The 21,799-nt window shown below is 49.7% G+C and carries 20 protein-coding genes; 2 read left to right on the top strand and 18 right to left on the bottom strand.

Going from position 1 to position 21,799, the window contains the following annotated elements; all coding sequences use genetic code 11:
- Positions 1–234: 234 nt before the first annotated feature.
- From KI350_RS06380 to lutR, 4 genes are all read right to left on the bottom strand, one after another.
- The gene (locus KI350_RS06380; RefSeq protein ID WP_059230949.1) at positions 235–957 is read right to left on the bottom strand and encodes a LutC/YkgG family protein; all 723 of its coding nucleotides are present in this window, start codon (positions 955–957) and stop codon (positions 235–237) included.
- The gene (locus KI350_RS06375; protein WP_059230951.1) at positions 954–2,387 is read right to left on the bottom strand and encodes a LutB/LldF family L-lactate oxidation iron-sulfur protein; all 1,434 of its coding nucleotides are present in this window, start codon (positions 2,385–2,387) and stop codon (positions 954–956) included. The genes KI350_RS06380 and KI350_RS06375 overlap by 4 nt, the downstream gene beginning before the upstream one ends.
- A 41-nt stretch (positions 2,388–2,428) precedes the next feature.
- Positions 2,429–3,148 carry a (Fe-S)-binding protein gene (locus KI350_RS06370; RefSeq protein WP_059230953.1) on the bottom strand — a complete coding sequence of 240 codons (720 nt, stop codon included), beginning with the start codon at positions 3,146–3,148 and terminating at the stop codon, positions 2,429–2,431.
- 130 nt (positions 3,149–3,278) lie between these two features.
- A complete protein-coding gene (lutR, locus tag KI350_RS06365; RefSeq protein ID WP_065644299.1) occupies positions 3,279–4,019 on the bottom strand; it encodes an L-lactate utilization/bacilysin biosynthesis transcriptional regulator LutR in 741 nt (246 codons plus the stop codon).
- A 201-nt stretch (positions 4,020–4,220) separates the two neighbouring features.
- Between lutR and lutP the strand changes: the two genes are divergently transcribed.
- Positions 4,221–5,912, top strand: coding sequence for an L-lactate permease LutP (gene lutP, locus KI350_RS06360; RefSeq protein ID WP_059230957.1), 1,692 nt, complete (start codon positions 4,221–4,223; stop codon positions 5,910–5,912).
- Between the two features lie 35 nt (positions 5,913–5,947).
- Here the strand turns inward: lutP and rpoN are convergent, their stop codons facing one another.
- A complete protein-coding gene (rpoN, locus tag KI350_RS06355) occupies positions 5,948–7,261 on the bottom strand; it encodes an RNA polymerase factor sigma-54 (protein WP_059230960.1) in 1,314 nt (437 codons plus the stop codon).
- A gap of 70 nt (positions 7,262–7,331) precedes the next feature.
- Between rpoN and yvfG the strand changes: the two genes are divergently transcribed.
- Positions 7,332–7,547 (top strand): protein YvfG, encoded by a 216-nt coding sequence (gene yvfG, locus KI350_RS06350; RefSeq protein WP_003185491.1) that lies wholly within the window; start codon positions 7,332–7,334, stop codon positions 7,545–7,547.
- Positions 7,548–7,562: 15 nt separating this feature from the next.
- Here the strand turns inward: yvfG and KI350_RS06345 are convergent, their stop codons facing one another.
- Genes KI350_RS06345 through KI350_RS06285 form a run of 13 tightly spaced genes read right to left on the bottom strand, consistent with a single transcriptional unit; the run spans position 7,563 to position 21,781 of the window.
- Positions 7,563–8,540: a polysaccharide pyruvyl transferase family protein gene (locus KI350_RS06345; RefSeq protein WP_059230962.1), complete on the bottom strand. Its 978-nt coding sequence runs from the start codon at positions 8,538–8,540 to the stop codon at positions 7,563–7,565.
- 10 nt (positions 8,541–8,550) lie between these two features.
- The gene (locus KI350_RS06340) at positions 8,551–9,696 is read right to left on the bottom strand and encodes a DegT/DnrJ/EryC1/StrS family aminotransferase (protein ID WP_065644298.1); all 1,146 of its coding nucleotides are present in this window, start codon (positions 9,694–9,696) and stop codon (positions 8,551–8,553) included.
- A gap of 23 nt (positions 9,697–9,719) precedes the next feature.
- Positions 9,720–10,346, bottom strand: a complete 627-nt coding sequence (locus KI350_RS06335) for an acetyltransferase (RefSeq protein WP_065644297.1) — start codon at positions 10,344–10,346, stop codon at positions 9,720–9,722.
- Positions 10,346–10,948: a sugar transferase gene (locus KI350_RS06330; RefSeq protein WP_065644296.1), complete on the bottom strand. Its 603-nt coding sequence runs from the start codon at positions 10,946–10,948 to the stop codon at positions 10,346–10,348. The genes KI350_RS06335 and KI350_RS06330 overlap by 1 nt, the downstream gene beginning before the upstream one ends.
- Before the next feature lie 20 nt (positions 10,949–10,968).
- Complete coding sequence (locus KI350_RS06325; protein ID WP_223254852.1) at positions 10,969–12,525, bottom strand: MATE family efflux transporter; 1,557 nt, start codon at positions 12,523–12,525, stop codon at positions 10,969–10,971.
- The gene (locus KI350_RS06320) at positions 12,522–13,541 is read right to left on the bottom strand and encodes a glycosyltransferase (RefSeq protein WP_025810735.1); all 1,020 of its coding nucleotides are present in this window, start codon (positions 13,539–13,541) and stop codon (positions 12,522–12,524) included. The genes KI350_RS06325 and KI350_RS06320 overlap by 4 nt, the downstream gene beginning before the upstream one ends.
- Complete coding sequence (locus KI350_RS06315; protein ID WP_025810734.1) at positions 13,538–14,617, bottom strand: polysaccharide pyruvyl transferase family protein; 1,080 nt, start codon at positions 14,615–14,617, stop codon at positions 13,538–13,540. The genes KI350_RS06320 and KI350_RS06315 overlap by 4 nt, the downstream gene beginning before the upstream one ends.
- Before the next feature lie 11 nt (positions 14,618–14,628).
- Complete coding sequence (locus tag KI350_RS06310) at positions 14,629–15,660, bottom strand: glycosyltransferase family 2 protein (protein WP_020453025.1); 1,032 nt, start codon at positions 15,658–15,660, stop codon at positions 14,629–14,631.
- A 44-nt stretch (positions 15,661–15,704) separates the two neighbouring features.
- Positions 15,705–16,808, bottom strand: coding sequence for a biofilm exopolysaccharide biosynthesis protein EpsG (gene epsG, locus KI350_RS06305; RefSeq protein WP_020453026.1), 1,104 nt, complete (start codon positions 16,806–16,808; stop codon positions 15,705–15,707).
- Positions 16,809–16,812: 4 nt separating this feature from the next.
- Positions 16,813–17,973 carry a glycosyltransferase family 1 protein gene (locus KI350_RS06300; RefSeq protein ID WP_043054482.1) on the bottom strand — a complete coding sequence of 387 codons (1,161 nt, stop codon included), beginning with the start codon at positions 17,971–17,973 and terminating at the stop codon, positions 16,813–16,815.
- On the bottom strand, positions 17,966–18,808 hold the full coding sequence (gene epsE, locus KI350_RS06295) for a glycosyltransferase EpsE (RefSeq protein ID WP_020453028.1): 843 nt from the start codon (positions 18,806–18,808) through the stop codon (positions 17,966–17,968). The genes KI350_RS06300 and epsE overlap by 8 nt, the downstream gene beginning before the upstream one ends.
- Positions 18,805–19,953, bottom strand: a complete 1,149-nt coding sequence (locus KI350_RS06290) for a glycosyltransferase family 4 protein (protein WP_025810732.1) — start codon at positions 19,951–19,953, stop codon at positions 18,805–18,807. The genes epsE and KI350_RS06290 overlap by 4 nt, the downstream gene beginning before the upstream one ends.
- Positions 19,954–19,963: 10 nt before the next feature.
- On the bottom strand, positions 19,964–21,781 hold the full coding sequence (locus KI350_RS06285) for a polysaccharide biosynthesis protein (RefSeq protein ID WP_065644294.1): 1,818 nt from the start codon (positions 21,779–21,781) through the stop codon (positions 19,964–19,966).
- Positions 21,782–21,799: the final 18 nt, after the last annotated feature.

Here is a 21,799-nt window from a genome sequence, read left to right as displayed (position 1 = left end):
TCTTTCTTTCAGGGGTGTTTCCGAGAATAATAAATGAGATGCAAACGGCTCGAACCAGCAGCAGAAATGGGGATGCAGAGCCGGCTAACTGATAAAAATGCCATTTTAATATAACAAGTTTATGACCGGCAAAAAAGTGGAATGATGCGGTAAATCGGGATATGCCGGAATTTTCATATCGCTAAATAAAAAAGATTAGCTCAGCATGAGGCTAATCTTTTTGTTATCGTCTTATTACCGGTCCGTCACGACAATATAGGCCGCTTTTACCGGGCCGTGGACGCCGACTACAAGATCCATTTCGATGTCGGCTGAATTGCTCGGTCCAGTGACATAGTTGATGCAGGACGGGATGACGTCGCCGTCTGCAACCTTTTGTTTGATCATTGCGCTTGCCTGTGTCATCCGCGGGACGATGGTGCTTTTCGGGACGATCGCGATATATGTCGTCGGCAGCAAGCTGACAGAACGTCCTTTGTCTTTTGAACTGAAGAGGACGACCGTTCCGGATTCAGCAAGCGTGATCTCGCTGAATGTCACGCCGATGTTAGCCTGTTCGGCCCGCTGGATATTTTCATCTCCGGCCGCTGCATCCCATTCCCATACTTTTGTCCCCTCATTCGGCCACTTGTCTGTTAACAGGCCTGACAGTCCGTACTCTTTAAAACGGTCATCTTTCGGAATGATGACAGGCCCGCCTCCAAATCGCGATGCTTGTTCATACAAGGCATCATGCAAGCCGATGACATCCGTTTCAATCAGCTCCGTATGAATTTTCCGGCAGTGGTCCTTTAAGACGCCGACAAGCTCATCCTGTGTATAGCCTTGATATACCCGGTGCTGCGGCTGATACGTATAATCAGGAACGGTGACGCCCGCCGAGCGCCTGTTGCGGCCGAGCCTTTCCGCAATCCGGTTTAAAAAGCCGTCTTTGTTTTGGATTGTTCCATTTGTCATCTGTCTTCCCCCTTCTCTTTCCGTCTGTCCTCAAACCAGTCGCGGAACCTTGACTTGTTCGGCGCGGGGAAGTCGCGAATCTGGGTCCACTGTTTTAACGGACCCGGCCCCTTCGTTATTTTGCCGTCTTCATTAAACGGCTTCATGGCTGCCGGCGCCCATTTGGAGCCCATTTTATATAGGGATGGCGCAGATGTTCCCAAGCCGAACGCTTTCATCGCGAGCTTCTCGGATATCGGTGCGCGCCCTTCTTTTTCAACGATGCGCTGCCGGTGCTTCAGAAGCAGTTCATGAAGCGGGATTTTCACAGGACATGCTTCAGAGCAGGCCGCACATAATGAAGAGGCGTACGGCAGTTCTTTATAATCGTCATATCCGCCGAGCAGCGGCGACAATACGGCTCCGATCGGGCCTGAATAGATCGAACCGTAAGAATGTCCACCGACATGACGGTATACGGGACAGACATTGATGCAGGCCGCACAGCGGATGCATTGGAGGACGGATTGAAACTCCGTTCCGAGAATGTTCGAACGCCCGTTGTCAACGATGACGAGGTGAAACTCTTCGGGTCCGTCCGCTTCACCGGGCAGCCGCGGCCCTGTCAGCGCCGTGATATAGCTCGTCAGCCGCTGTCCGACCGCACTTCTTGTGAGCATGCCGACGAGAACTTCAAACTCGTCGAATGAAGGGACGAGCCGCTCCATCCCCATCACGGTAATCTGCGTCTTCGGAATGGTCGTGACGAGACGGCCGTTTCCCTCGTTTGTGACAAGGCTGACAGACCCCGTATCGGCAATCGCAAAATTGCAGCCCGTAATGCCGATGTCAGCCTCGAGAAATTTCTTTCTCAGCACGGCGCGCGCGTGCATGACAAGCTCTTCCGGCTTTTCGGTGTTGCGGTAGCCGATCCGCTCTTTAAAGACGTCGCGGATTTGCTCTTTGTTTTTATGCAAAGCAGGTGCGACGATATGTGACGGCGGATCATGATCATCGATTTGGAGGATGTATTCGCCCAAATCGGTTTCGACCACTTCGCAGCCGTCGCGTTCAAGCGCCTCGTTCATGTTGATTTCTTCGGTCACCATTGATTTTGATTTCACGATTTTTTTGCCGTTTTTCTTTTTCACGACATCGCGGATATAGCCTGTCGCTTCTTCGGCCGTCTGTGCAAAGAATACGTGCCCGCCTTTTTTGGCGACATTTTCGGCGAGCTGTTCTAGGTAGTAGTCCAGGTTTTCGAGCACGTGCTGCCTGATTTCCTCGGCCTGAGACCGCCATTCTTCCCAGTTCCCGAGCTCTTCCGCCGCCTCAAGACGGCGCGTTCTCAAGCGCTCCTGCGCACTTGAAACAGCCCCCCTCATAAACTCGTTTTCGAGCCCGTCAGATACGCGCTCTTTAAATTTCTGCGTTCCGATCTTCATTGCCATAACGAATGTCCCCCTCTATCTGTGAAATGACCGGATGTCTGTTAGGATCTGCTGTTCAGCACTTCTGCGATGTGCATGACTTCAATGGACTTGTTCTTTCTCCCGATCCGTCCGCCGATATTCATCAAGCAGCCGCAGTCCGCCCCGATTAACACATCTGCGGCTGTTTCTTCGACACACGCCACTTTCTCATCGACCATCTGTTCGGATATTTGCGACATCTTCACCGAAAAAGTCCCCCCGAATCCGCAGCAGTCGTGTTTGCGCGGCAGCGGCGTGAACTCCAGTCCCTTCACATGCCGAAGCAGTTTCATCGGCGCGTCTGTGACGCCCAAAAGCCTTGTCATATGGCATGACGTATGATAAGTCGCCTTTTTCTCAAGTGTCGCCCCAACGTCTTCAACCTTCAAAACGTTGACGATAAAATCGGTCAGCTCATACGTTTTGTCAGCCAGCCGCTGCGCTTTTTCCGCCCAGGCCGGCTCATCCCGGAAAAGGTGCGGATACTCTTTGAACATAAAAGCGCACGATCCTGAAGGGCTGACGACGTATTCGGCTGATTCAAACGTCTCAATCATCCGTCTCATCGCTTTTTTGGAATCTTTGACATAGCCGCTGTTGTACGCAGGCTGGCCGCAGCAGATCTGCCCTTCGGGAAAATCCACTTCACATCCGAGCCGCTCCAGCAGTTCAACCGTCGCTTTTCCGACATTTGACTGAAACATGTCAACCAAACACGTGATAAACAGTGATACTTTCATCTTGATCCCCTCTCCAACCCGATAAATCAGGTCATCTGATGACTTGGTTAGAAAACCCTCTTTCTCCATCTTACACCTTGGTAAAATTTTTTGAAAGGGGTTTCTTTTTCGTTTTCACTCAGCCCGCTGCTTATATGGCCGGCTCGTCGGTCTGTTTCGTTTCTTCAAAATATGAGGCCAGCACATTTTCCACATTCGTCAGATGGTTGTGCATCGCCAGCTCTGCTTTTTGGCCGTCTTTTTCCATCACAGCCTGATAGATGGCTTCGTGTTCCTCATAAAGGCGCTTAACGGTTGTGTTCTTCGAGAACAGCCAAATTTTGCGCGTCTCCCTCATCGTCTCAATTAAGAGCGATGACACATGATTCATCAAGCCTTTCAGCAGATCGTTTTGCGAGGCGCCGGCAAGCGCAAGATGAAACGCGAGGTCGGCTTTTTCGCCAAGTTCGCCGTTCCCGTCCGCCTGCTTCATATCCTCAAGTGCTGCCTGCATGCGCCCGAGATCATCTTCCGTGCGCTTTTGAGCCGCACTTGAAACAGCTCCGATTTCAAGAATCTTACGGACTTCGAGGAGTTCAGCGACGTCTTTCTTTTTCATCAAAAGCGCAGCCGAAAGGGGGATGGAAATTTGCTCAGGCTCAAACCTTTTCACATACGTCCCTTCCCCCTGCTTCATTTCGACCATTCCCATCGCTTTTAACGCGGACAGCGCTTCCCTGACGGCCGAACGGCTGACCTGAAAGCTGTCGGCGAGCGCCTGGACGGAGTCAAGCTTGTCACCTGGCTCAAGCTCTCCGCTTTTAATCGATTCAAGAAGCGCTTCCGCGACTTCTTCGTATATTTTTTTCGTCTTGATTTGTTTGTATTTCAACTTTTTTCACCTCGTAACCAGACTGGGCATGATGCGCTATTTTTTATTATACCGTTCTTTCCGTCCGGAACATATAGACTTCGGCTCCATGCAAAAAAAGATTGTAATTTATGACATTGAGAAATATAATGCTAAATAATCAGTCTTATCATCATGTCATCAGATGACTGAGTGAGACTTTGAACAAAGGGGGAATTGGAGATGGGATGGACGCAAGATTATACTCCATTGGGGAACAGTTTGCTGCTTTCTTCGCTTGCAGCGCTGATACCGATTTTGTATTTTTTCTGGGCTCTGGCAATTAAAAGAATGAAAGGGCATACAGCGGGTGTGACGACTTTGCTGATTGCGCTCGCGCTGGCCGTTTTCGTATACGGCATGCCTGCTCATCAGGCTGTGATGTCGGCTTCGCAAGGGGCGGTTTACGGGCTGCTTCCGATCGGCTGGATCATTGTGACTTCCGTTTTTTTGTACAAGCTTACAGTCAAAACCGGTCAATTTGAAATCATCAGGAGCTCGGTATTGTCGATCACAGATGACCGCCGTTTGCAAGCACTTTTGATAGCGTTTTCATTCGGGGCGTTTTTGGAAGGAGCGGCAGGCTTCGGCGCCCCTGTCGCGATCTCGGCCGCATTGCTTGTCGGCCTCGGCTTCAATCCGTTGTATGCGGCGGGCATATGCCTGATCGCCAACACGGCGCCTGTCGCTTTCGGGGCGATCGGCATCCCGATTATCGCGGTTGAAGGGCCGACGGGGATTCCTGCGATGGACATTTCAAAAATGGTCGGACGCCAGCTCCCGTTTTTATCTGTATTTATTCCGTTTTATTTGATTATCATCATGAGCGGCTTGAAAAGGGCTTGGGAAGTGCTGCCGGCGATTCTCGTGTCGGGTGTCTCTTTTGCCGTTACGCAGTATGTAAGCTCAAACTTTCTGGGGCCTGAGCTCCCGGATATTTTGTCAGCCATCGTATCGCTTATCGCGCTCGCTGTATTCTTAAAATTTTGGAAACCGAAAACGACATTCAGATTTTCACATGAAAAGGAAATGGCCGCTGCCGCGGAGGCGCAGCAGCTTGAACATCAAAAGGCTTCATACTCGGCGGGGCAGATTTTCAAGGCGTGGACACCGTTTTTGCTGCTCACGGCAATGGTCTCCATCTGGGGAATTCCAGCTGTCAAACAGGCGCTGACAGGCCATTATGAAGGGGCAAATCCACTGCTGCTGTTCATCAATGACATCGGCGGCAGGCTGACATTCGCGCCCGGTGTGCCATTTTTGCACAATCAAATTCTCGATGGCTCGGGAAAACCGCTTGAAGCTCTTTATAAACTTGATCTCGCCGGATCAGCGGGAACGGCGATCCTGATTGCCGCCGTACTGACAAAGTTTGTCACAGGCATGCCCTGGAAAGAATGGGGCGCCGTGTTTACAGATTCGCTGAAAGAGCTCGGCAAGCCGATATTAACGATCGCTTCCGTCGTCGGTTTTGCCTATGTCACCAACTCTTCGGGCATGAGCACAACACTTGGCATGTCCCTTGCGATGACGGGTTCAATGTTCGCATTCTTTTCTCCCGTTCTCGGCTGGCTCGGCGTCTTTATAACCGGTTCAGATACGTCGGCCAATTTGCTGTTCGGCAGTCTGCAAAAAGTGACGGCACAGTCGGTCGGAATGGAGCCGGTGCTGTCTGTGGCGGCCAACTCTTCGGGCGGCGTCACAGGAAAGATGATCTCTCCGCAGTCGATTGCGGTCGCCTGCGCAGCCGTCGGACTGGCAGGAAAGGAATCCGATTTGCTGCGCTTTACACTGAAACACAGTCTGTTTCTTCTGTTCCTGGTTTGCATGATTACGTTCCTGCAGCATCACCTGTTTGCGTGGATGATCCCGTAAAAAAGAGCCGCCGGCGTTCGTGCCGGACGGCTTCTTTATTGATATCTCTTTCTGACAGACGAAGGCAGTATATTGAGCTGATCACGGTATTTGGCAACGGTCCGCCTCGATATGACGACGCCGTGCTTTTCGTTTAAAAGGTCGGCCAGCTTCTGGTCTGAAAGCGGTTTCATTTTATTTTCTTCATCGATCAGCCGACGAAGATGCGCTTTGACTGTGTGACTTGACGTATGTCCGTCAGCGGCGTCCTTTACCTTCGCCGAAAAAAACCGTTTAAGCTCGCACAGCTCAAAAGGCGTCTGCACGATTTTCCCTTTGACTGCGCGGCTTACAGTTGATTCGTGAACGCCGAGAGCATCGGCGACCTCTTTTAATGTGAGCGGCTTCAGTTCGTCTTTCCCTTTTAAAAAATAATCTTTTTGCCGCACCATAATTTCCGCCATCACCCTCCGCATCGTTTCCCGTCTTTGCCTGAGGGCATTGTCGAGCCATTTCCATTGCTTGAACTTATCAGAGATATAAACGGTCGCCTCGTCTTTTGACTGACGCTGCAAAAACGGCTCGTAAAACGCGTTAAGCTGGATGTCGGGAAATGAACGGCTGCTGAGCTCAAGCACCAATTTTCCATCCTCTGCTGAAATGATGACATCAGGCTCGAGATAGACTTCGCCTTCTTCCGTGCCATACATCAATCCGGGACGCGGCGACAGTTCTGCGACAAGATCTTGTATGTCCTGAAGCTCTGAGAGCGAAAGGCCCGATCTCTCAGACAGCTCTTTCCATCCTTTTTTGGCAAACAGGTCAAAGTATAGGGAAATGACTTTCTCCGCTTTTGCCGTCTCCTTTGGCAGACGCTTTAATTGGATCAGGATGCATTCCTGAAGCGACCGCGCTCCGATGCCTGCCGGATCAAGAGTTTGCAGCTTGCCCAAGACTTCTTCCGCTTCTTCTCTGGTGACAGCCAGCTCGGAAGCGATAAAGGCGATGTCTTCTGTCACATATCCGTTTGGATCAAGGGATTCGACCAAGTAGCTGAAAATCCGCTTTTCCCGGTTTGACAGCCGGAGATCGAGCGCCTGCTGTTTCAAGACGCTTTTGACATCTTCACGGGAATGCGCCGTCTCAGAGCGGCTCATTCCTTCATTTTGCAAATGACGATTCGTTTTATGGTAAAATGATCGGGGAATATCGGGGTCTTTTCGTTCGATCAGGGGGTTTTCCAATGAGAGTTCGTCAATCCGGCTGTTCAGCTCGGCCGACGAATACTGAAGCATATGAATGGCTTGGGCAAGCCCTTGCGTCAAGTGAAGTTTTGCCGATTGCTGCTGCTGTACATGCAAGTTCATCATATCTCCCCTCCCACTATTAGTTTACACGATCGGTTCCGTACCGTATAGACTTAAAAAAGGAGTGTTACCATTGACAGAACTTTTCTCTGTTCCCTATTTCATAGAAAATTTTAAAACCCATATTGAAATGCATCCAAATGAGGATAAAATCCACGCGATGAACAGCTACTACCGTTCAGTCGTGTCAACGCTTGTCCAAGACCAGCTGACAAAAAACGCGGTCGTTTTAAAACGGATTCAGCATTTGGATGAAGCCTACAACAAAGTAAAGCGCGAAGAAGCATAGCAAAAAAACCGCCTGTCATACGTGAACAGGCGGTTTTTCTGCTTCTTCCGGCTTGTTTTGAATCAGTTCTGTACTCGGGATATCCTTCATCCATGTGTTGTAGTAATTGGCGTTTTTTCCGTAAGAGTTGTCAATCACGACGTTTTCTTTTCCGAGCAGGCACGATAAGATGTGGCCGTGCAGCCTTGAAGTTACGACAGATTCATAACGGCTGAAAAAACGGATGGATTTGTCGACGAGGCTGTCCGAATAGCGTTTCCAATAAGAAGCGATCGGCAGCGGATTACCCGCTTTTTTGTTGAGGACATTGATCGTCTGCAAACGTTTGATTCCGCGTTTGTCGCCTTCTGACAAGATGACGTTCCAATCGTACGTATCCGGCTCCCCTGTTTTCTGCAGGCTGCTGTTTGCTTCTTTGTCGGTTCTGATCAACCGCAGAACGGACTCAGAAGGCTTTTCGGCAGGTGCCGCGATCGGCCAGAGCTGGTGCGCCATGTCGGGCATCATTCTGATGTTTTTCACCCCTTCGAAATGCTTGAGGGCAAATTCGAATGATGCCTTTTCCCTCGTGAATAAGTGCAGATCCGGGTGAGCCGTCAAAATGCCGCGCGTTTTTTTTGCATTTTCTTCATGTTCATAATAAATTGACTGCGGCAGAATGACGATCCGGTTGTCCGGGTAATGTTCGACCACCCGTTCCCTGAACTGCTGAAAGTGAGGGTACAAATCGCCAAAATTGCCGCCCCCCTGACAAACGATGATGGCGTCCTTTGGAATGCGGCGGCCCGGAATGAAATTCTCTGCATTCCATCTTTCGCGCACCTTGATGCCGTATGCTTCAAAAAAAGCTTCCGTTCCTTTCATGATCAATAGGTCCCCGACGTTTCCGTAGAGCGGGTAGTCCAAGTAAACGACTGATGAAAGTCTTGGGATGACATCCAAAATTTCTGCCAGCTTATGCTTTAAGCTGTCCATGGAATATGTAATCGCCATGTTTAGCACCTCATTTATATTTAATCCGGTCGGCCACGATTTGAATCACCCGGTCCTGCTCTTTTCGCGTCATACTTGATCCTGATGGCAGGCAGAGTCCGCGCTGAAATAGGTCGCAGCAGACAGAGCCTTTGTCATCGTGCGGATAAAAGGCCGCGCCTTTAAAAAGGGGCTGTCTGTGCAAAGGCTTCCATAACGGCCGGGCTTCTATATTTTCATTTGCGAGCTGTTCAATGATGTCCGCCGGTGTTGTTTGAATCTTTGCTGTGTCAAACGTTAATGTCGTGAGCCAGCGGTTTGACATGCCGGCTTCAGGCATGAATTCTATACCTTCGATACCGGCGAGCGCCTCCTGATAGCGCTCGAAGATCGCCCGTCTGGCGTGTACCCTGTCATCCAGGACGGCGAGCTGAGCGATGCCGATTCCGGCCAGGACATTGCTCAGCCGGTAATTGTAGCCCGCTTTTTCGTGCTGATAATGAATGGCGGGCTCGCGCGCCTGAGTGGCTAAAAAGCGCGCCTTCTTCAAAGCGTCTTCATCATCGCTGACAAGCATTCCTCCGCCTGATGTGGTGATGATTTTGTTACCGTTGAACGAATAAATGCCGAAGCGTCCGAAAGTTCCACTTTTTCTTCCTTTATAAACAGAACCGAGCGATTCGGCCGCATCTTCAATGACTGGCACGGCAAATCGATCGCAAATCGCCATAATCTCGTCCATTTTCGCGCTTTGGCCGTACAAGTTAACGACGATGACGGCTTTCGGAAGATTCCTGGCCCGCTCCGCTTCGTCGAGCGCCCGTTCAAGCGCCTCGGGCGACATGTTCCATGTATCCCATTCAGAATCGATGAAAACCGGTTCAGCCTGTTCATATATAATCGGATTGGCGCTCGCTACAAACGTAAAGGAAGAACAGAAAACCGTATCGCCTTTGCCGACGCCGAGCAATTTCAACGCCAGGTGGATTGCGGCTGTTCCTGAGCTGACTGCCGCGGCACCGGATGTCCCCGCATAGGCGGCAAGCTTTTCTTCGAATGTATCGACAAGGGGACCGAGGGGCGCGATCCAGTTTGTCCGAAACGCTTCGGCTACATAGCGCTCTTCGTCTCCGCTCATGTGCGGCGGGGATAAATAAATTCGCTTATTCTGACTCATGTTTTTCACCCTTTTTACTGCTGTTATTTGATCTTTCTTGCAGGGACTCCGACAGCGGTACAATCATCAGGAATGTCGTGAATCACGGCTGATCCCGCTCCCGTCACGCTCCAGCGTCCGATTGTCTTTCCGGGAATGACCGCCGTTCCCGCTCCGAGATGAGCGCCTTCCATAACTGTCACGCCTCCGGTTAACACCGTTCCCGGCGAAAGATGAACGTAATCGCCGATCCGGTTATCGTGTTCGACGATCGCACCTGTGTTGACAATCGTGTGGATGCCGATGTGGGCATCCGCTTGGATAACGCTCGACGCCATGACAACGGTGCCGTTTTGAATCCGGGCCGAACCGCTGATCACGGCGGATGGGTGAATCAAGACCGCATACCGGTCAAGCGGAAGGCCGAGGCGTTCATACAGCTGCTGTCTGATGCCGTTTTGACCGACAGCTAAGACGAACTTCGCGTCCGGATGCAATCGCGCAAGTTCTTTTGCGGCGCCTGAAGGCCCGCGATACAGACCGTTCTCGACATGAAGCTCCGCATACCGGTCATCGAGAATACCGGCAAGCGCCGTATCGGGCCGCGCTTTTACAAGATCCCGAACGACTTTCCCATGGCCGCCGGCTCCGATGATCACCACGTTTTCCATCAGGCATTCCTTCTCCCCGTAAATTTTTCTGCTGTCACATGCCGGTCCTGGCTGACGCCTTCCGACTTCAAGACTTTTACGACAGTCAACAAAAGGATTTTGAGATCAAGCAAAAAAGAACGATGATCCACATACCAGACATCAAGTTCAAACTTTTCCTCCCATGTCACTTTATTTCTCCCGTTGATCTGCGCCCAGCCCGTGATGCCCGGCTTGACTTCATGCCGTCTCCACTGCCGCTTCGAATAGAGGGGAATATACTCCATCAAAAGCGGCCGCGGCCCGACGAGGCTGAGGTCTCCTTTGATGACGTTGATCAGCTGCGGCAATTCGTCAAGGCTCGTTTTTCTGATCAGCCGCCCCGTCTTTGTCAGCCGTTTTTCATCGCTTAGCAGATGGCCTGCTTCATCTCTTTCATCAGTCATTGTTCTGAATTTATATAATGTAAAAGGCTCGCCATTCAGCCCCGGACGGGTTTGGCGAAATAAAACAGGCGAGCCGATTTTCCATCTGATGAGGCAAGCTGTCAGGATCATGGCCGGACTGAGCGCGACCAGCAAAATAACCGACAATGCAAGATCGAAAAACCGTTTCGCTAGCACGAAAAACGCACCCCTTTCTTTTATTTAAAAAATCCCTTTTGAAATGGTAAGGATAAAGAGCATCGAAATGCTTGCAGCCTCGTTATGACAATATGCCGTTCCGCTTTCGTCAACGTGACGAAATAGGCAAACAGGCCGTATGCCCCCGTCGCAGCAAGCGCCGTGACAAACAAGGACAGCAGGCTGTCGACCGCAAATAAGTATTGAAGAGCGTAACAGACAGCCAAGGTAAATGAAGCGCCGGCAACCGGCCCGTATATGCCTTTATAAAAAACCCTTTTTCTTTCACCCGTAATCTTTGACGCATAAATCGGAGTGAAGACGACATTTTTCAGCATTAAAGCTGCCGCACCGGCCAGCGCAATTCCGTAAAGGCCGAGTCCCGCCGGTCCGCTCAGCACGATGGCAAGCAGCAAATTGACAACGCCGAAGGCAACCGTGGTCAGTGCCGGTGTTCTCAGCTTGTTATAGGAGGTAAAGATATAAAACAGCGGCGCCGGGCTTAATGAAACAACCAAGTAACCCGCATGTATCAGTAAAAGCCATTTCAAATGTTCGAATGAAGGGCCGAGCCACAGCGTCAGAAACGGGCCGGCAAGCCCGCCCAGAAGCGCCGCCGGCAAAGCGAGCAGAATGCCGTTAAACCTGACGGCCTGGTTGGCATAGCGGACGAGCCCTTCTTTGTCGCCTTTTGAATAATAGAGTGTAATCGTAGGTGAAAATACGGCCGCAAGCGTTCCCGAAAGCGTCCGCAATAACAGCGGAAACTGAATGATCGCCGCGTACATGCCGGATTCGGAAACCCCCAGCATCACATTCGCCACCATTAAATCGATTTGCAGAAACAGCAGGACGCCGACTTGGCTGACGGAGCTCCAGCCTCCCGCCTGAAGCAGTTTTTTGCACTTTGCAAACGACATATCCCTCACCCGAAAGGTAAACCATGGGATCAATTTCTTAAAGAAAAAGATCGACAGGATGCACGCCGAAGCGGTTGCGATAAGAGCGGCGAGCTGAATGTGCCAGATCTTCGGCGCAAACCACGCGAAAATCAACAATACGCTCAAGACGCGAATCAGCATTTGGACGGCCTGGATCGTACTTGTAATATAGATTTTATTGGCAAAAAACGGACCGGCGGCAAATCCCGACATCACAAAGGTCAATAAAAACAGCAGACTCCCGATCAAAAGCGCGATCTGCACATCTCCCAAAAGACCGGCGGGAACGCGAATGATCTGATCGATAAAAAACACCGTGCCGCCAAGCGGAAAAAACAAGATGACTGAAAGCACCAGTGATGAAACGATGTAGGTATTCATATAGCCCCTCGCTTCATCAAGCGCTCCCCTGTGGGCGGAAACAGAAAAAAACCTGACAACGACCGCGCTCAAGGCGACCGTAATAATCGAAAAGTAATTGATCATATTCTGCGTGAGATGGACAAACCCAAACGCCTCAACACCGAGGTTCTTGATGACATAAGGCGTCAGCCACATCGAAAACAGCACCGATAATAAAAAAGACGCCACATTGGCGCCGAGATTCAAAATAAATGTCTTATTCAAAAGGCTCATCCCTTACTGGGCAGATTTCGTTTAAAAAACAATTCGAGCAGGATCGGAATATTCAGCTTGCATAGCAATAAAACGAGCCGTTGGCCGATTAAAAGATTGCGGTTGCGGAGAGACGTTGATTTGACGCACGACTGCACCATCCGGTAAGACAAAATGTCTTTAATGTGCCGCCTCACCTGCTTTGAAGGCTTCGGTTCCGCACAGGCATTGGCTAAAAGCATCGGAATTTGATGTTTGCATGTGTACGTTTCCAGATCGTCCGCACATTCATCCAAAAGCTGAAACGTCTCATAGAATCTCCTTTTCGCCCGGTACTGCCTTTTCAGGCTTTCGTCCATGTACGGTTTAAACGGCACCTCCGTCAGGCTATCCGGATTGCACCTGTACATGTAGTAGCCGTCATCGATCGCTCTTACCCGTTTCGCTGCATAAAAGGCGTACAAATTGAACGGCGAATCCTCTGCAAAACGAATGTCTTCAAAAAAGTACAACTGGTTTTTCTTCAGCAGATCGCGCCTGTACAAATTCCGCCACACATACCAGATGAAGCGGGTTTCGTGCGCCTTTTTGAGCTCGCGTTTAATATCCCAGCTCAACAAGAGACGATCGGTCGGCAGCGGCGGCGGGAAATAGGTGTCTTCCGCATCGGAATGTTTATGATACCCGCACATGACGATATCAAGGTCGTCTTTTTTGGCAGCGGCGTACATGTTTTCAAACATGGCAGACAATACAAAATCATCACCGTCGACAAATCCCACATAATCTCCTGTCGCGGCTTGAAGACCGGCATTTCTCGCCGAGCTCAGCCCGCCGTTTTTTTTATGAATCACTTTCACTCTGGCATCCAGGCTGCAGTACTTTCTCGCTATCTCCCCGGATCTGTCAGGAGAGCCGTCATCGACAAGGATGATTTCAATATTTTTCAGCGTCTGCCTGCGCAGGGAATCGACGCATTCTTCTATATAATTTTCGACATTGTACATCGGAACAATGATACTGACAAATGGCTTCATTGGACATCACCCATAATTTTCTGTCTTAAATCTGTGAAATAATGCTCCCTTGACGGAGTCTCACGATACGAATCACCGGTCTTAATCAGCTCTTCAATTGCGCCGAGAACCTCTGCCGCATCGGGATTTTCCACAAGCTTCATCGAAGGAACGCTTTTCAGCCAGCGAAAGCCTTCAAGCACCTTATGATCAAAAGAGCGGATCACAACGCACGGCGTCCCTGTAATCGCACAAAAAATCATGCCGTGCAGCCTGTCTGTCACAACGACCTCCGCACCTCTCAGCTGATCCCAAAGCCGATTCAGCTCCTTCTCGCGGGACATGCGGCTGACCCTCCTGCCGATCGTCGTTGTAAAAGTTTGCACGCCGCCGTATTCGTCGCCGACAGCCTTCATCAGCTTTTCACGCTCTTCCGGTCTGAGAAAGCTTTCTTTATCCTCTCTTAAACAAACCAGCACACCGTCTCTTTCAGACTGCTGTTCTTTCTTTAAATAAAGCACCATATCAGGCTGCTTCACAATCGTTTGCTTCGAAAAATGCTGTTTCATAAATTGATAGGTTGTATCATCGCGCGCCATCATAAACAGCCGACGATGGGAGTTGTAGACTTTTTTCGCTCTTTTCAGCTCCTTTTTGCCGCGGGGCGTCTCGGAAAAGTGCGCGGTGGCTGGGAGCTGGACAATTTTATAATGCTTGAATGTTTTGATAATAAAGCGCCTCGTCCATTCCTCATTGCGGTACAAATCCCCCATGTTTCCTCCGCCGATGATGAACACCATATCCTCGGGGTGGCGGATGCGGATGAGGGCTTTTGCATGTTTGTAAATATCGTTGATGCCGATTTCAATTAATTCAAAATCGGGAAACTCGTTTTCTATGAATGTCCGGCTTGCCAGGGCAATCGCGTGATCTCCCAAATTATCATGGGACGGAATTAAAGTCAGAATGATTTTTTTCTTGCCTTTGTATTGATCAAAACGCTTCAAACCCGGCGTTCCCATCACATATTCAGAAGGATATTTCACCTTGAGCAAAAGCCATTCTGCAAGATTGATCTTCAGTTCCTGAAAGGTCATTTCCTCACCGCCTATTTCTTCATTCTGTGCTCGATCATTTTCTGGTAAATGGCCGCAAATCCATACACTGCCGGCATAAACCGCAAGCGAATCAGCATAAGGAGAAGCTTCTTCTTCGAATCGAATGCCGACATGTCCACCGCGGGAATTTTCCCCCTGAATTCCGGACAGGCGCATATGCTGCGGATATTTTTATATTTTTCTATTGAAGGATTTTGGTTTCGGCTCTTGCATTCATTTAAAATACTGATGCAGCCGTGGTTGACGATAAAGACGTGCAGCGCCTCCTTTAAAGCCGGAAGCTCTCCGTGCTTTGTCAGGCAGTCAAGGTTCGCTTCATAAAGAGCGAGCCCGTCTTCAAACAGCCCCGCCTGATACTTTTGGACGATGGACGACAGGTGGACCCTGTAATGATAAAGCGGCTTAGTCACGAACGCCGCCGTATTCGCATATAGAAGGCATCTGAAGCTGAAGTATTGATCTTCGATGTTTTCCAGCTCGTCGCGCAGCGGGAAAACGAGCTTATGCTGCTCAATCAGGCTCCGCCTGTAGAGCTTGTTCCAGGAAAAGCCGCTTACTTGACCCTTTAATAAAGCTTTTATGAATGCCTCTTTCGGCTTTCCTTCATAGTTTTTCCCGATGTCCGGGCAGACCGTTTTTCCGGTATCCTGAATTTCGACGGCATAATCACAGATGACAAGGTCGGCATCCTCATCCTTTGCTTTTTCATACATAGATTGGCAATAGTCCGGCTCAATCCAGTCGTCGGAGTCGATGAATGCCAAGAACTCGCCTGACGCCGCTTCGATCCCTTTATTGCGGACAGCGCCGAGGCCCTGATTCTCCTGCCGAATCGTTTTGATGCGTCCGTCCTTTCGGGCGTAATGATCAATGATCTTCTGGCTTCCGTCTGTTGAACCGTCATTAACGATAATGATTTCGATATTTTTTAAGGTCTGGCTGATCAGCGATTGCAAACAATTCGGCAAAAAAGCTTCTGTATTATAAACAGCGACCAGTAGACTAACTGCTGGATTTTCCAATGTGATGACTCCTTTGTCGAAATTTTCACAAGATATTCCGCTATTCAACGTTCAAAAATCGTTCTGTAAGGCAATACCGACGAGTCGAACGGCATGAGCATAAAGCTGTATAAGAAGTAACAGATCAAAATCAAAACATACAGAAGCGCGTTCGATTTCGGTTCGAAAATCCGTACAAAATAAGGAACGAGAATCAGCTGATAGAGCCCGAAATAAATGTTGAACCTCGCAAAAATGACATCCTTTGTCGCCAAAATTCCGAACAGGAAACCGATCAGACAAAGGTTGACGATATAATCGACTTCGGGCCAGCGTTTTCTGAGCTGCTCCCTGAAGCAGAATGCAAGTACGAGCGGGAGAAGAAGAACGATGATTTTAATGGCGTTCATGCCGTTCGTATTTTTCATCAGCCATTCTTCGTAATGTCCGTATTGACTGTTTTCAAGCACGACAAGGAATACGGACAAAAATTTTTGATACAGAAAAGTTCCCGCCAAAAATAAGAGCATGAGGCACCAGAGGACAGGCGACCACGCTTTTCTTCTGACGATGAAATAGACAGGAATCATGATCAAAGCCGAAGAATGAAAAAGCGAACAGATCAGCACGACGATCATATAGCGCACCAGCTTCCCATCGATCAGATACCGGACCGCCCAAAACAGAATGGCCGCCGCCATGTATTGGCGAATACCGTTAAACGAAGCGTAATAGTGAAACATGCCGATAAAGAGAAACATGCTCAACTCAAACGGCCTTCCATACACATATAGCGTCTTGACGATATAGATATAGGTAATCGCGGCAACGACGGCAAACATGAGCGCCGGATCGGCTGAAATCTGGTTTAATATCCATAAGAGTGCGGTAAATCCGGGATCTGTCGACGACTTATCTGTTCCGAAACCGAAGATCTCCCAAATGTTGTTGTATTTTCCGGCTAATTCGTAAAGCAGCATATAGGTGTGGTAATCCGTTCCGACCTTGTATCTTAAGCCGGCAACGATAATCAAAGACGCGAGCGGAACGACGGTGAGGATCGCATTCGGACGGTAGCCCGTCGGCAGCCTGTGATCTTCCCTGCCGTACATTTTCGCAAACCATGACCAGATGAAAACAATCCCCATATTCAACATGTAAACAGACATACACTCACTGTCCTTCTGCCGCGGAGATTGAATAGATGTCCATCAGTCTCGCCAAATTTGCTTTTGCATCATAGCCTCTCTCTGCCAGGCTTCTCTCAATCTCCGGCCATGCAGGCTTTTTCGCCTGAGCGGCACGGCTGATATCCTCAGCCCACCGTTCAAAGCCGGCATTTAAGCTGAGACTGGTCAGCAGGCCGAGTCCCAAATCGGTTTCCTCTGTAATATGGTCTGATACAATACAAGGAAGCCCTGATGCCTGCGCTTCGACGAGTACGAGAGGGAGCCCTTCAAACAAAGACGGCATGGCAAATACATCAAACGTCTGCATGAGAGCCGGGATATCTTCGACGACGCCGAGAAACAGAATGTCGTCTTTTACACCGAGAGCGGCGGCTTTTTCTTCCATCTGTCTGCGCAGCGGACCATCACCTGCGAACACCGCTTGAAAAGGCGTGCCCGATTTCTTGAAATGAGCGGCAAGCCCGAGCAGAAACGCGTGGTTTTTCTGTTCAAAAAAACGGCCGACATGTCCGATAACCAATGCGTCTTCCTTGATGCCGAAGCTCTTTTTTGCATCCGTCTTTGAAACGCCGTTCGCTTCTTTGAAGCGGTCAAGTTCAATCCCGTTTTGCAAAAGATGGACCGCGTTTTCGCCCATCTTTTTTCCGCCGAATAAAAAACGCCCGGCATCTTTGCCGCAAGCACACAGAGCCGTAGCACTGGAGAAAATCAAACGGCGGAATGCGAGGAGCTGCCATGTATCCCAAAACCGGGGGTTAGGCTTCCAGGCCGTGTTGTGGGAATGACAGACCCTCACCGGAACGCCGGCGAGCTTGGCCGCCAATGCGGCAAACCCCGTCTGAAAATCCGTATGGGCGTGCACGGCGGCATACGGCCCTTTCTCAACCAAAATCCTTCTGATGTTTTTGATGTAGGCGAGAGGCCCCGACCGCCCGATGCTTGGTACATAAAACACCCGGCCGCCGCGCGTGATGATCTCCGGATCATAATCGCACGTTTCTTCCCGGTGGGAAATAAAATCAAATTGAATATGCCGCCTGTCTGTATGGCGGTATATATTCATAATCATCGTCTCCGCTCCGCCGCGGTTCATTCCGCTTACGATGTGAAGCACCCGTTCTGGTCTCACGCTTCCGTCATTCATGTTTTACGACCCCTCCGCCTTCATTCATCAATCTTCTTTTATGGTATTTGTTCATGATAAAAGGAGGCATGAGCCCCCTGATGATGGGTTTCATCATATAAATGTAGTCTGAGAGCGGCAGCTTCAGCCGTCTGCAGGCGGCAAAGACGATAAACGCATTGTCAATCGAGTAGCTGAACTTTCTCCTTTTAAACGCCGATTCGTCTTCCCTTACTTTGTATAAAGCTTCCTGAAGGTTATAGCCCGTGTAGCCCGCTTCAAAAAAACGGAGCCACAAATCGATATCTTCCATCCTTCTTGTTCTCCGGCCGACCCGATAGCCGTCCAGCGCCTCGTACACTTCCGCTCTCATCATGATCGTCGCATGGCAAAACGGCGTTCCTTTCGCCATGATTCTCGGCCCGGGAGAGGGAGGAAGCATTCTGACGCCTCTGATCCCGTTTTCGTCGAAGGCCATCATTCCGCTGCCGACGACATGATAATGAGATTGTGATTCAAGAAATGCGACCTGTTTTTCAAAACGCCTTGGCAAAGAGATGTCATCTCCGTCCTGGCGCGCGATATATTTCCCGCCGGCGTACCGGAGACAGTGGTTTAGCGAAGCAGCCAGCCGCTGATTCTTCTCGTTTTTAATCAGCTTGATCTTATCTGCGTAATGATCGGCATACCGCCTGGCAACAGCATATGTCCCATCTGTTGATGCATCGTCGCATATAATCAGTTCCCAATTTTTATAGGTTTGATTTAAAATCGACTCGATGCTCTCTGCGATCGTGTCCTCACAATTGTAGACTCCCATAATGACAGAAACTTTCGGCTTTTGACCCCCTGTCATCCTTTCAGCCTCCTTTCAACTGTTTCATGATCCATAAAGGAAGAGTAAATGCCCGCCATTTCTTTGACGGTGCGCTGCTGGGAAAAAGCGGCGGCCGTTCGTCTCCCCGCGTCCCCCATCTTTTTTCGCAAAGAAGGCAGACGGTACAGCTGCAAAATTCGGTCGCTGAACGTTCCGGCGTCTCCCTGCGGAATCAAAAATCCGTTCACGCCCTCTTGAATAACTTCCCGGTGTCCGCGGTTGTCCGCTGCAACGGCGGGCTTTCCTGCCGCCATTCCTTCCAGGAGGTTCATGCCGAGCCCTTCCCTGATGCTTGAAGCGACAGACACATCGGCAAGCTGAATCCATTCGTGGATGTTTTTTTGAAAACCTGCAAACGTGACGGTCGAAGAAACGCCTTTTTGTTCAGCGAGACTTCGGTATTTTTCTTCCATCTGCCCTTTTCCTGCAAACACGAGCTTTAAGTTTGGGGCTCTATCTTTTAAAGCAGCCGCCGTTTCGATGAGCAGCGCCTGGTTTTTATTCGCGTTCAGTTCCGCGGGATATATGAGAATAAAGTCGTCTTCTTTGAAACCGTATGTTTTCCTGAGCAGCATTTTCTCTGTTTCGCTGACAGGATGAAAGCGCTCGGTATCGACGCCGATGCCATGAATTTTTTCTGTTCGCAGCGCCTTGCGCAAGCCTTTTGCAAGGACGAAATCTTCTTCATTGATCGTGATTAGGCAATCGGTCAAAGCGGACAGCCCTTTTTCAATCGGATAGTATAGCAGCCAATTCTTTAAAGGTGCACCTTGGCAAAAGTGAAAACCGTGAGCGGTATAGATCACTTTCGTTCCCTCTTTTCTCTGTTTCCGGGCCGCAAGCCTTGCCAGCACGCCTCCCATCGGCGTATGGCAATGAATGATGCTGTACCGGTTTTCGTCAATGATGCGCGCCAGCTCCCGATAGGCTGCGATATTGCTTGCATTCAGAGGAGAACGCCTGATGTCGATATCAAATTTTTTGTCTGTATAAGGCAGTGCCATATCTCCTTTTGCGGCGATATGAACGTTCCACCCCTGCTCTTTAAACCATTTTAAATATGGGAGGTGGAAGGCCTTGAAATGGTAATCCACAGTAGCGCAAAACAAAACCGTTCTTGTCATGTTCTTCCCCCTAGTGCGCTGTCACCAGCTTTTTCTCATGCTGGCCGATCGCTTGGAACAAGCGTTCTCTCAGCTCGCGGTCTGACAAATACATAAATTCCTCCATGAATGTCTTCAGCACCGTTAGCTCGACGTCGACCGCCTTGCCGATATGAATCTTCGGAAAAACCTGCTCTGCCAGCACTTCATTTTGATTCAGCAGCTCTTCGTACATTTTTTCTCCCCGGCGGATGCCTGTAAATTCAATTTTGATCTGGTCTGTCGTATAGCCGGAGAGCTGGATGAGATTTTTGGCGAGATCGACGATTTTGACCGGTTCGCCCATATCGAGCACGAAAATCTGTCTTCCTTTGGCAAGCGCCCCCGCCTGAATAACCAGCCTTGAAGCTTCCGGAATCGTCATAAAGTACCTCGTCATGTCCTGGTGTGTGACAGTGACCGGACCGCCTCTAGCGATTTGTTTTTTGAAAATCGGAATGACGCTTCCCCTGCTGCCGAGAACATTTCCGAAGCGGACGGCGACAAATTTGGTTTTGCTCGTTTTGCCGAGATTCATGATCAGCATTTCTGCGAACCGCTTCGTCGCCCCCATGATATTGGCGGGGTTGACCGCTTTGTCTGACGAGATCAGGACAAAAGTTTCCACTCCGGTTTCGTCGGCGGCTTCAGCGACGTTTTTCGTACCGAGGATATTGTTTTTGACAGCTTCTTTCGGGCATTTTTCCATCAGCGGCACATGCTTGTGTGCAGCTGCATGATAAATGACATTCGGTTTGTAGCGTTCCATCAGCAAAAACATTTTCTCTCTGTCCTGTATGTCGGCGATTTCCGGATAATAGGCGACATGCTTTCCGAACTTCTCCTCCAGTTCCAGCAAAATCGAATGAATGCTGTTTTCTCCGTGCCCGACTAAAACAATCGATTTCGGTTTAAATTTGCTGATTTGCCGGCAGATTTCCGAGCCGATTGAACCTCCGGCCCCCGTCACAAGAACGACGCGGTCCTTGACCGTATTGGAGATTTCGCTTGTATCTAGCTGGACAGGCTCCCTTCCGAGCAAATCTTCCGCTTTGACATCGCGAAGCTGGCCGACAGGATGTCTGCCGAGCAAAATTTCGTCTATTTTCGGCATGACCTGCGTTTTGACCCCCGTTTGCGCACACGCCTTGTACATGTCCTGCATCTGAGTGACGCTTAAAGATGGAATGGCGATGATGATCCGGTCGATATTCCACTGCCGGACCGCCTGCATGATCTGCTCTTTTCCGCCTAAAACGGGCAAACCCATGATCTCAAGCCGGTATTTCGTTTTGTCATCATCGATAAATGCGACGGGCTTAATGTTCAATTCCGGCTTTTGCACAAGCTGTTTTGCGATCAAACTGCCGGCAGAGCCCGCTCCGATAATAAGCGCTCTTAAAGATCCTTTGCTTTCTTTGTTCACCTGTTCCCTGATGATGCGCCACATCATCCGCGACCCGCCGATCAAGATCAGCTGGAACAGCCAGCTTAAACATAAAAGGCGAACCGGAACGTTTTGAAAGAAAAACAGTTCGAGGACCGCCGTCACTAGATGTGACAAGGTAATCGATTTAAGCAGCACATATAATTCACCGATGCTTGCGTACTCCCACACTTTTTTGTAAAGGTGGAAACAATGGGCGAATAAATGCTGAGCGCCAAGCAGTATCAGTGAAGTCATCAGCAGCATTTCCGAAGGGTATAAATCATATGATGGCGAAATCAGCTGATATCCGATAAAGATGGACAGCAAAACCAAGTACGAATCGAGTGCGGTAATAATGGAAAGCCTTCTCCGATATGTCAATTTCCTACCTCCTAATGT

The sequence above is a fragment of the Bacillus sp. J41TS8 genome, assembly GCF_018333035.1.
Taxonomy (GTDB): Bacteria; Bacillota; Bacilli; order Bacillales; family Bacillaceae; genus Bacillus; species Bacillus paralicheniformis.
The sequence above is the reverse complement of the archived record's forward strand: the minus strand, read 5'-3'. Positions and strand labels throughout refer to the sequence as shown.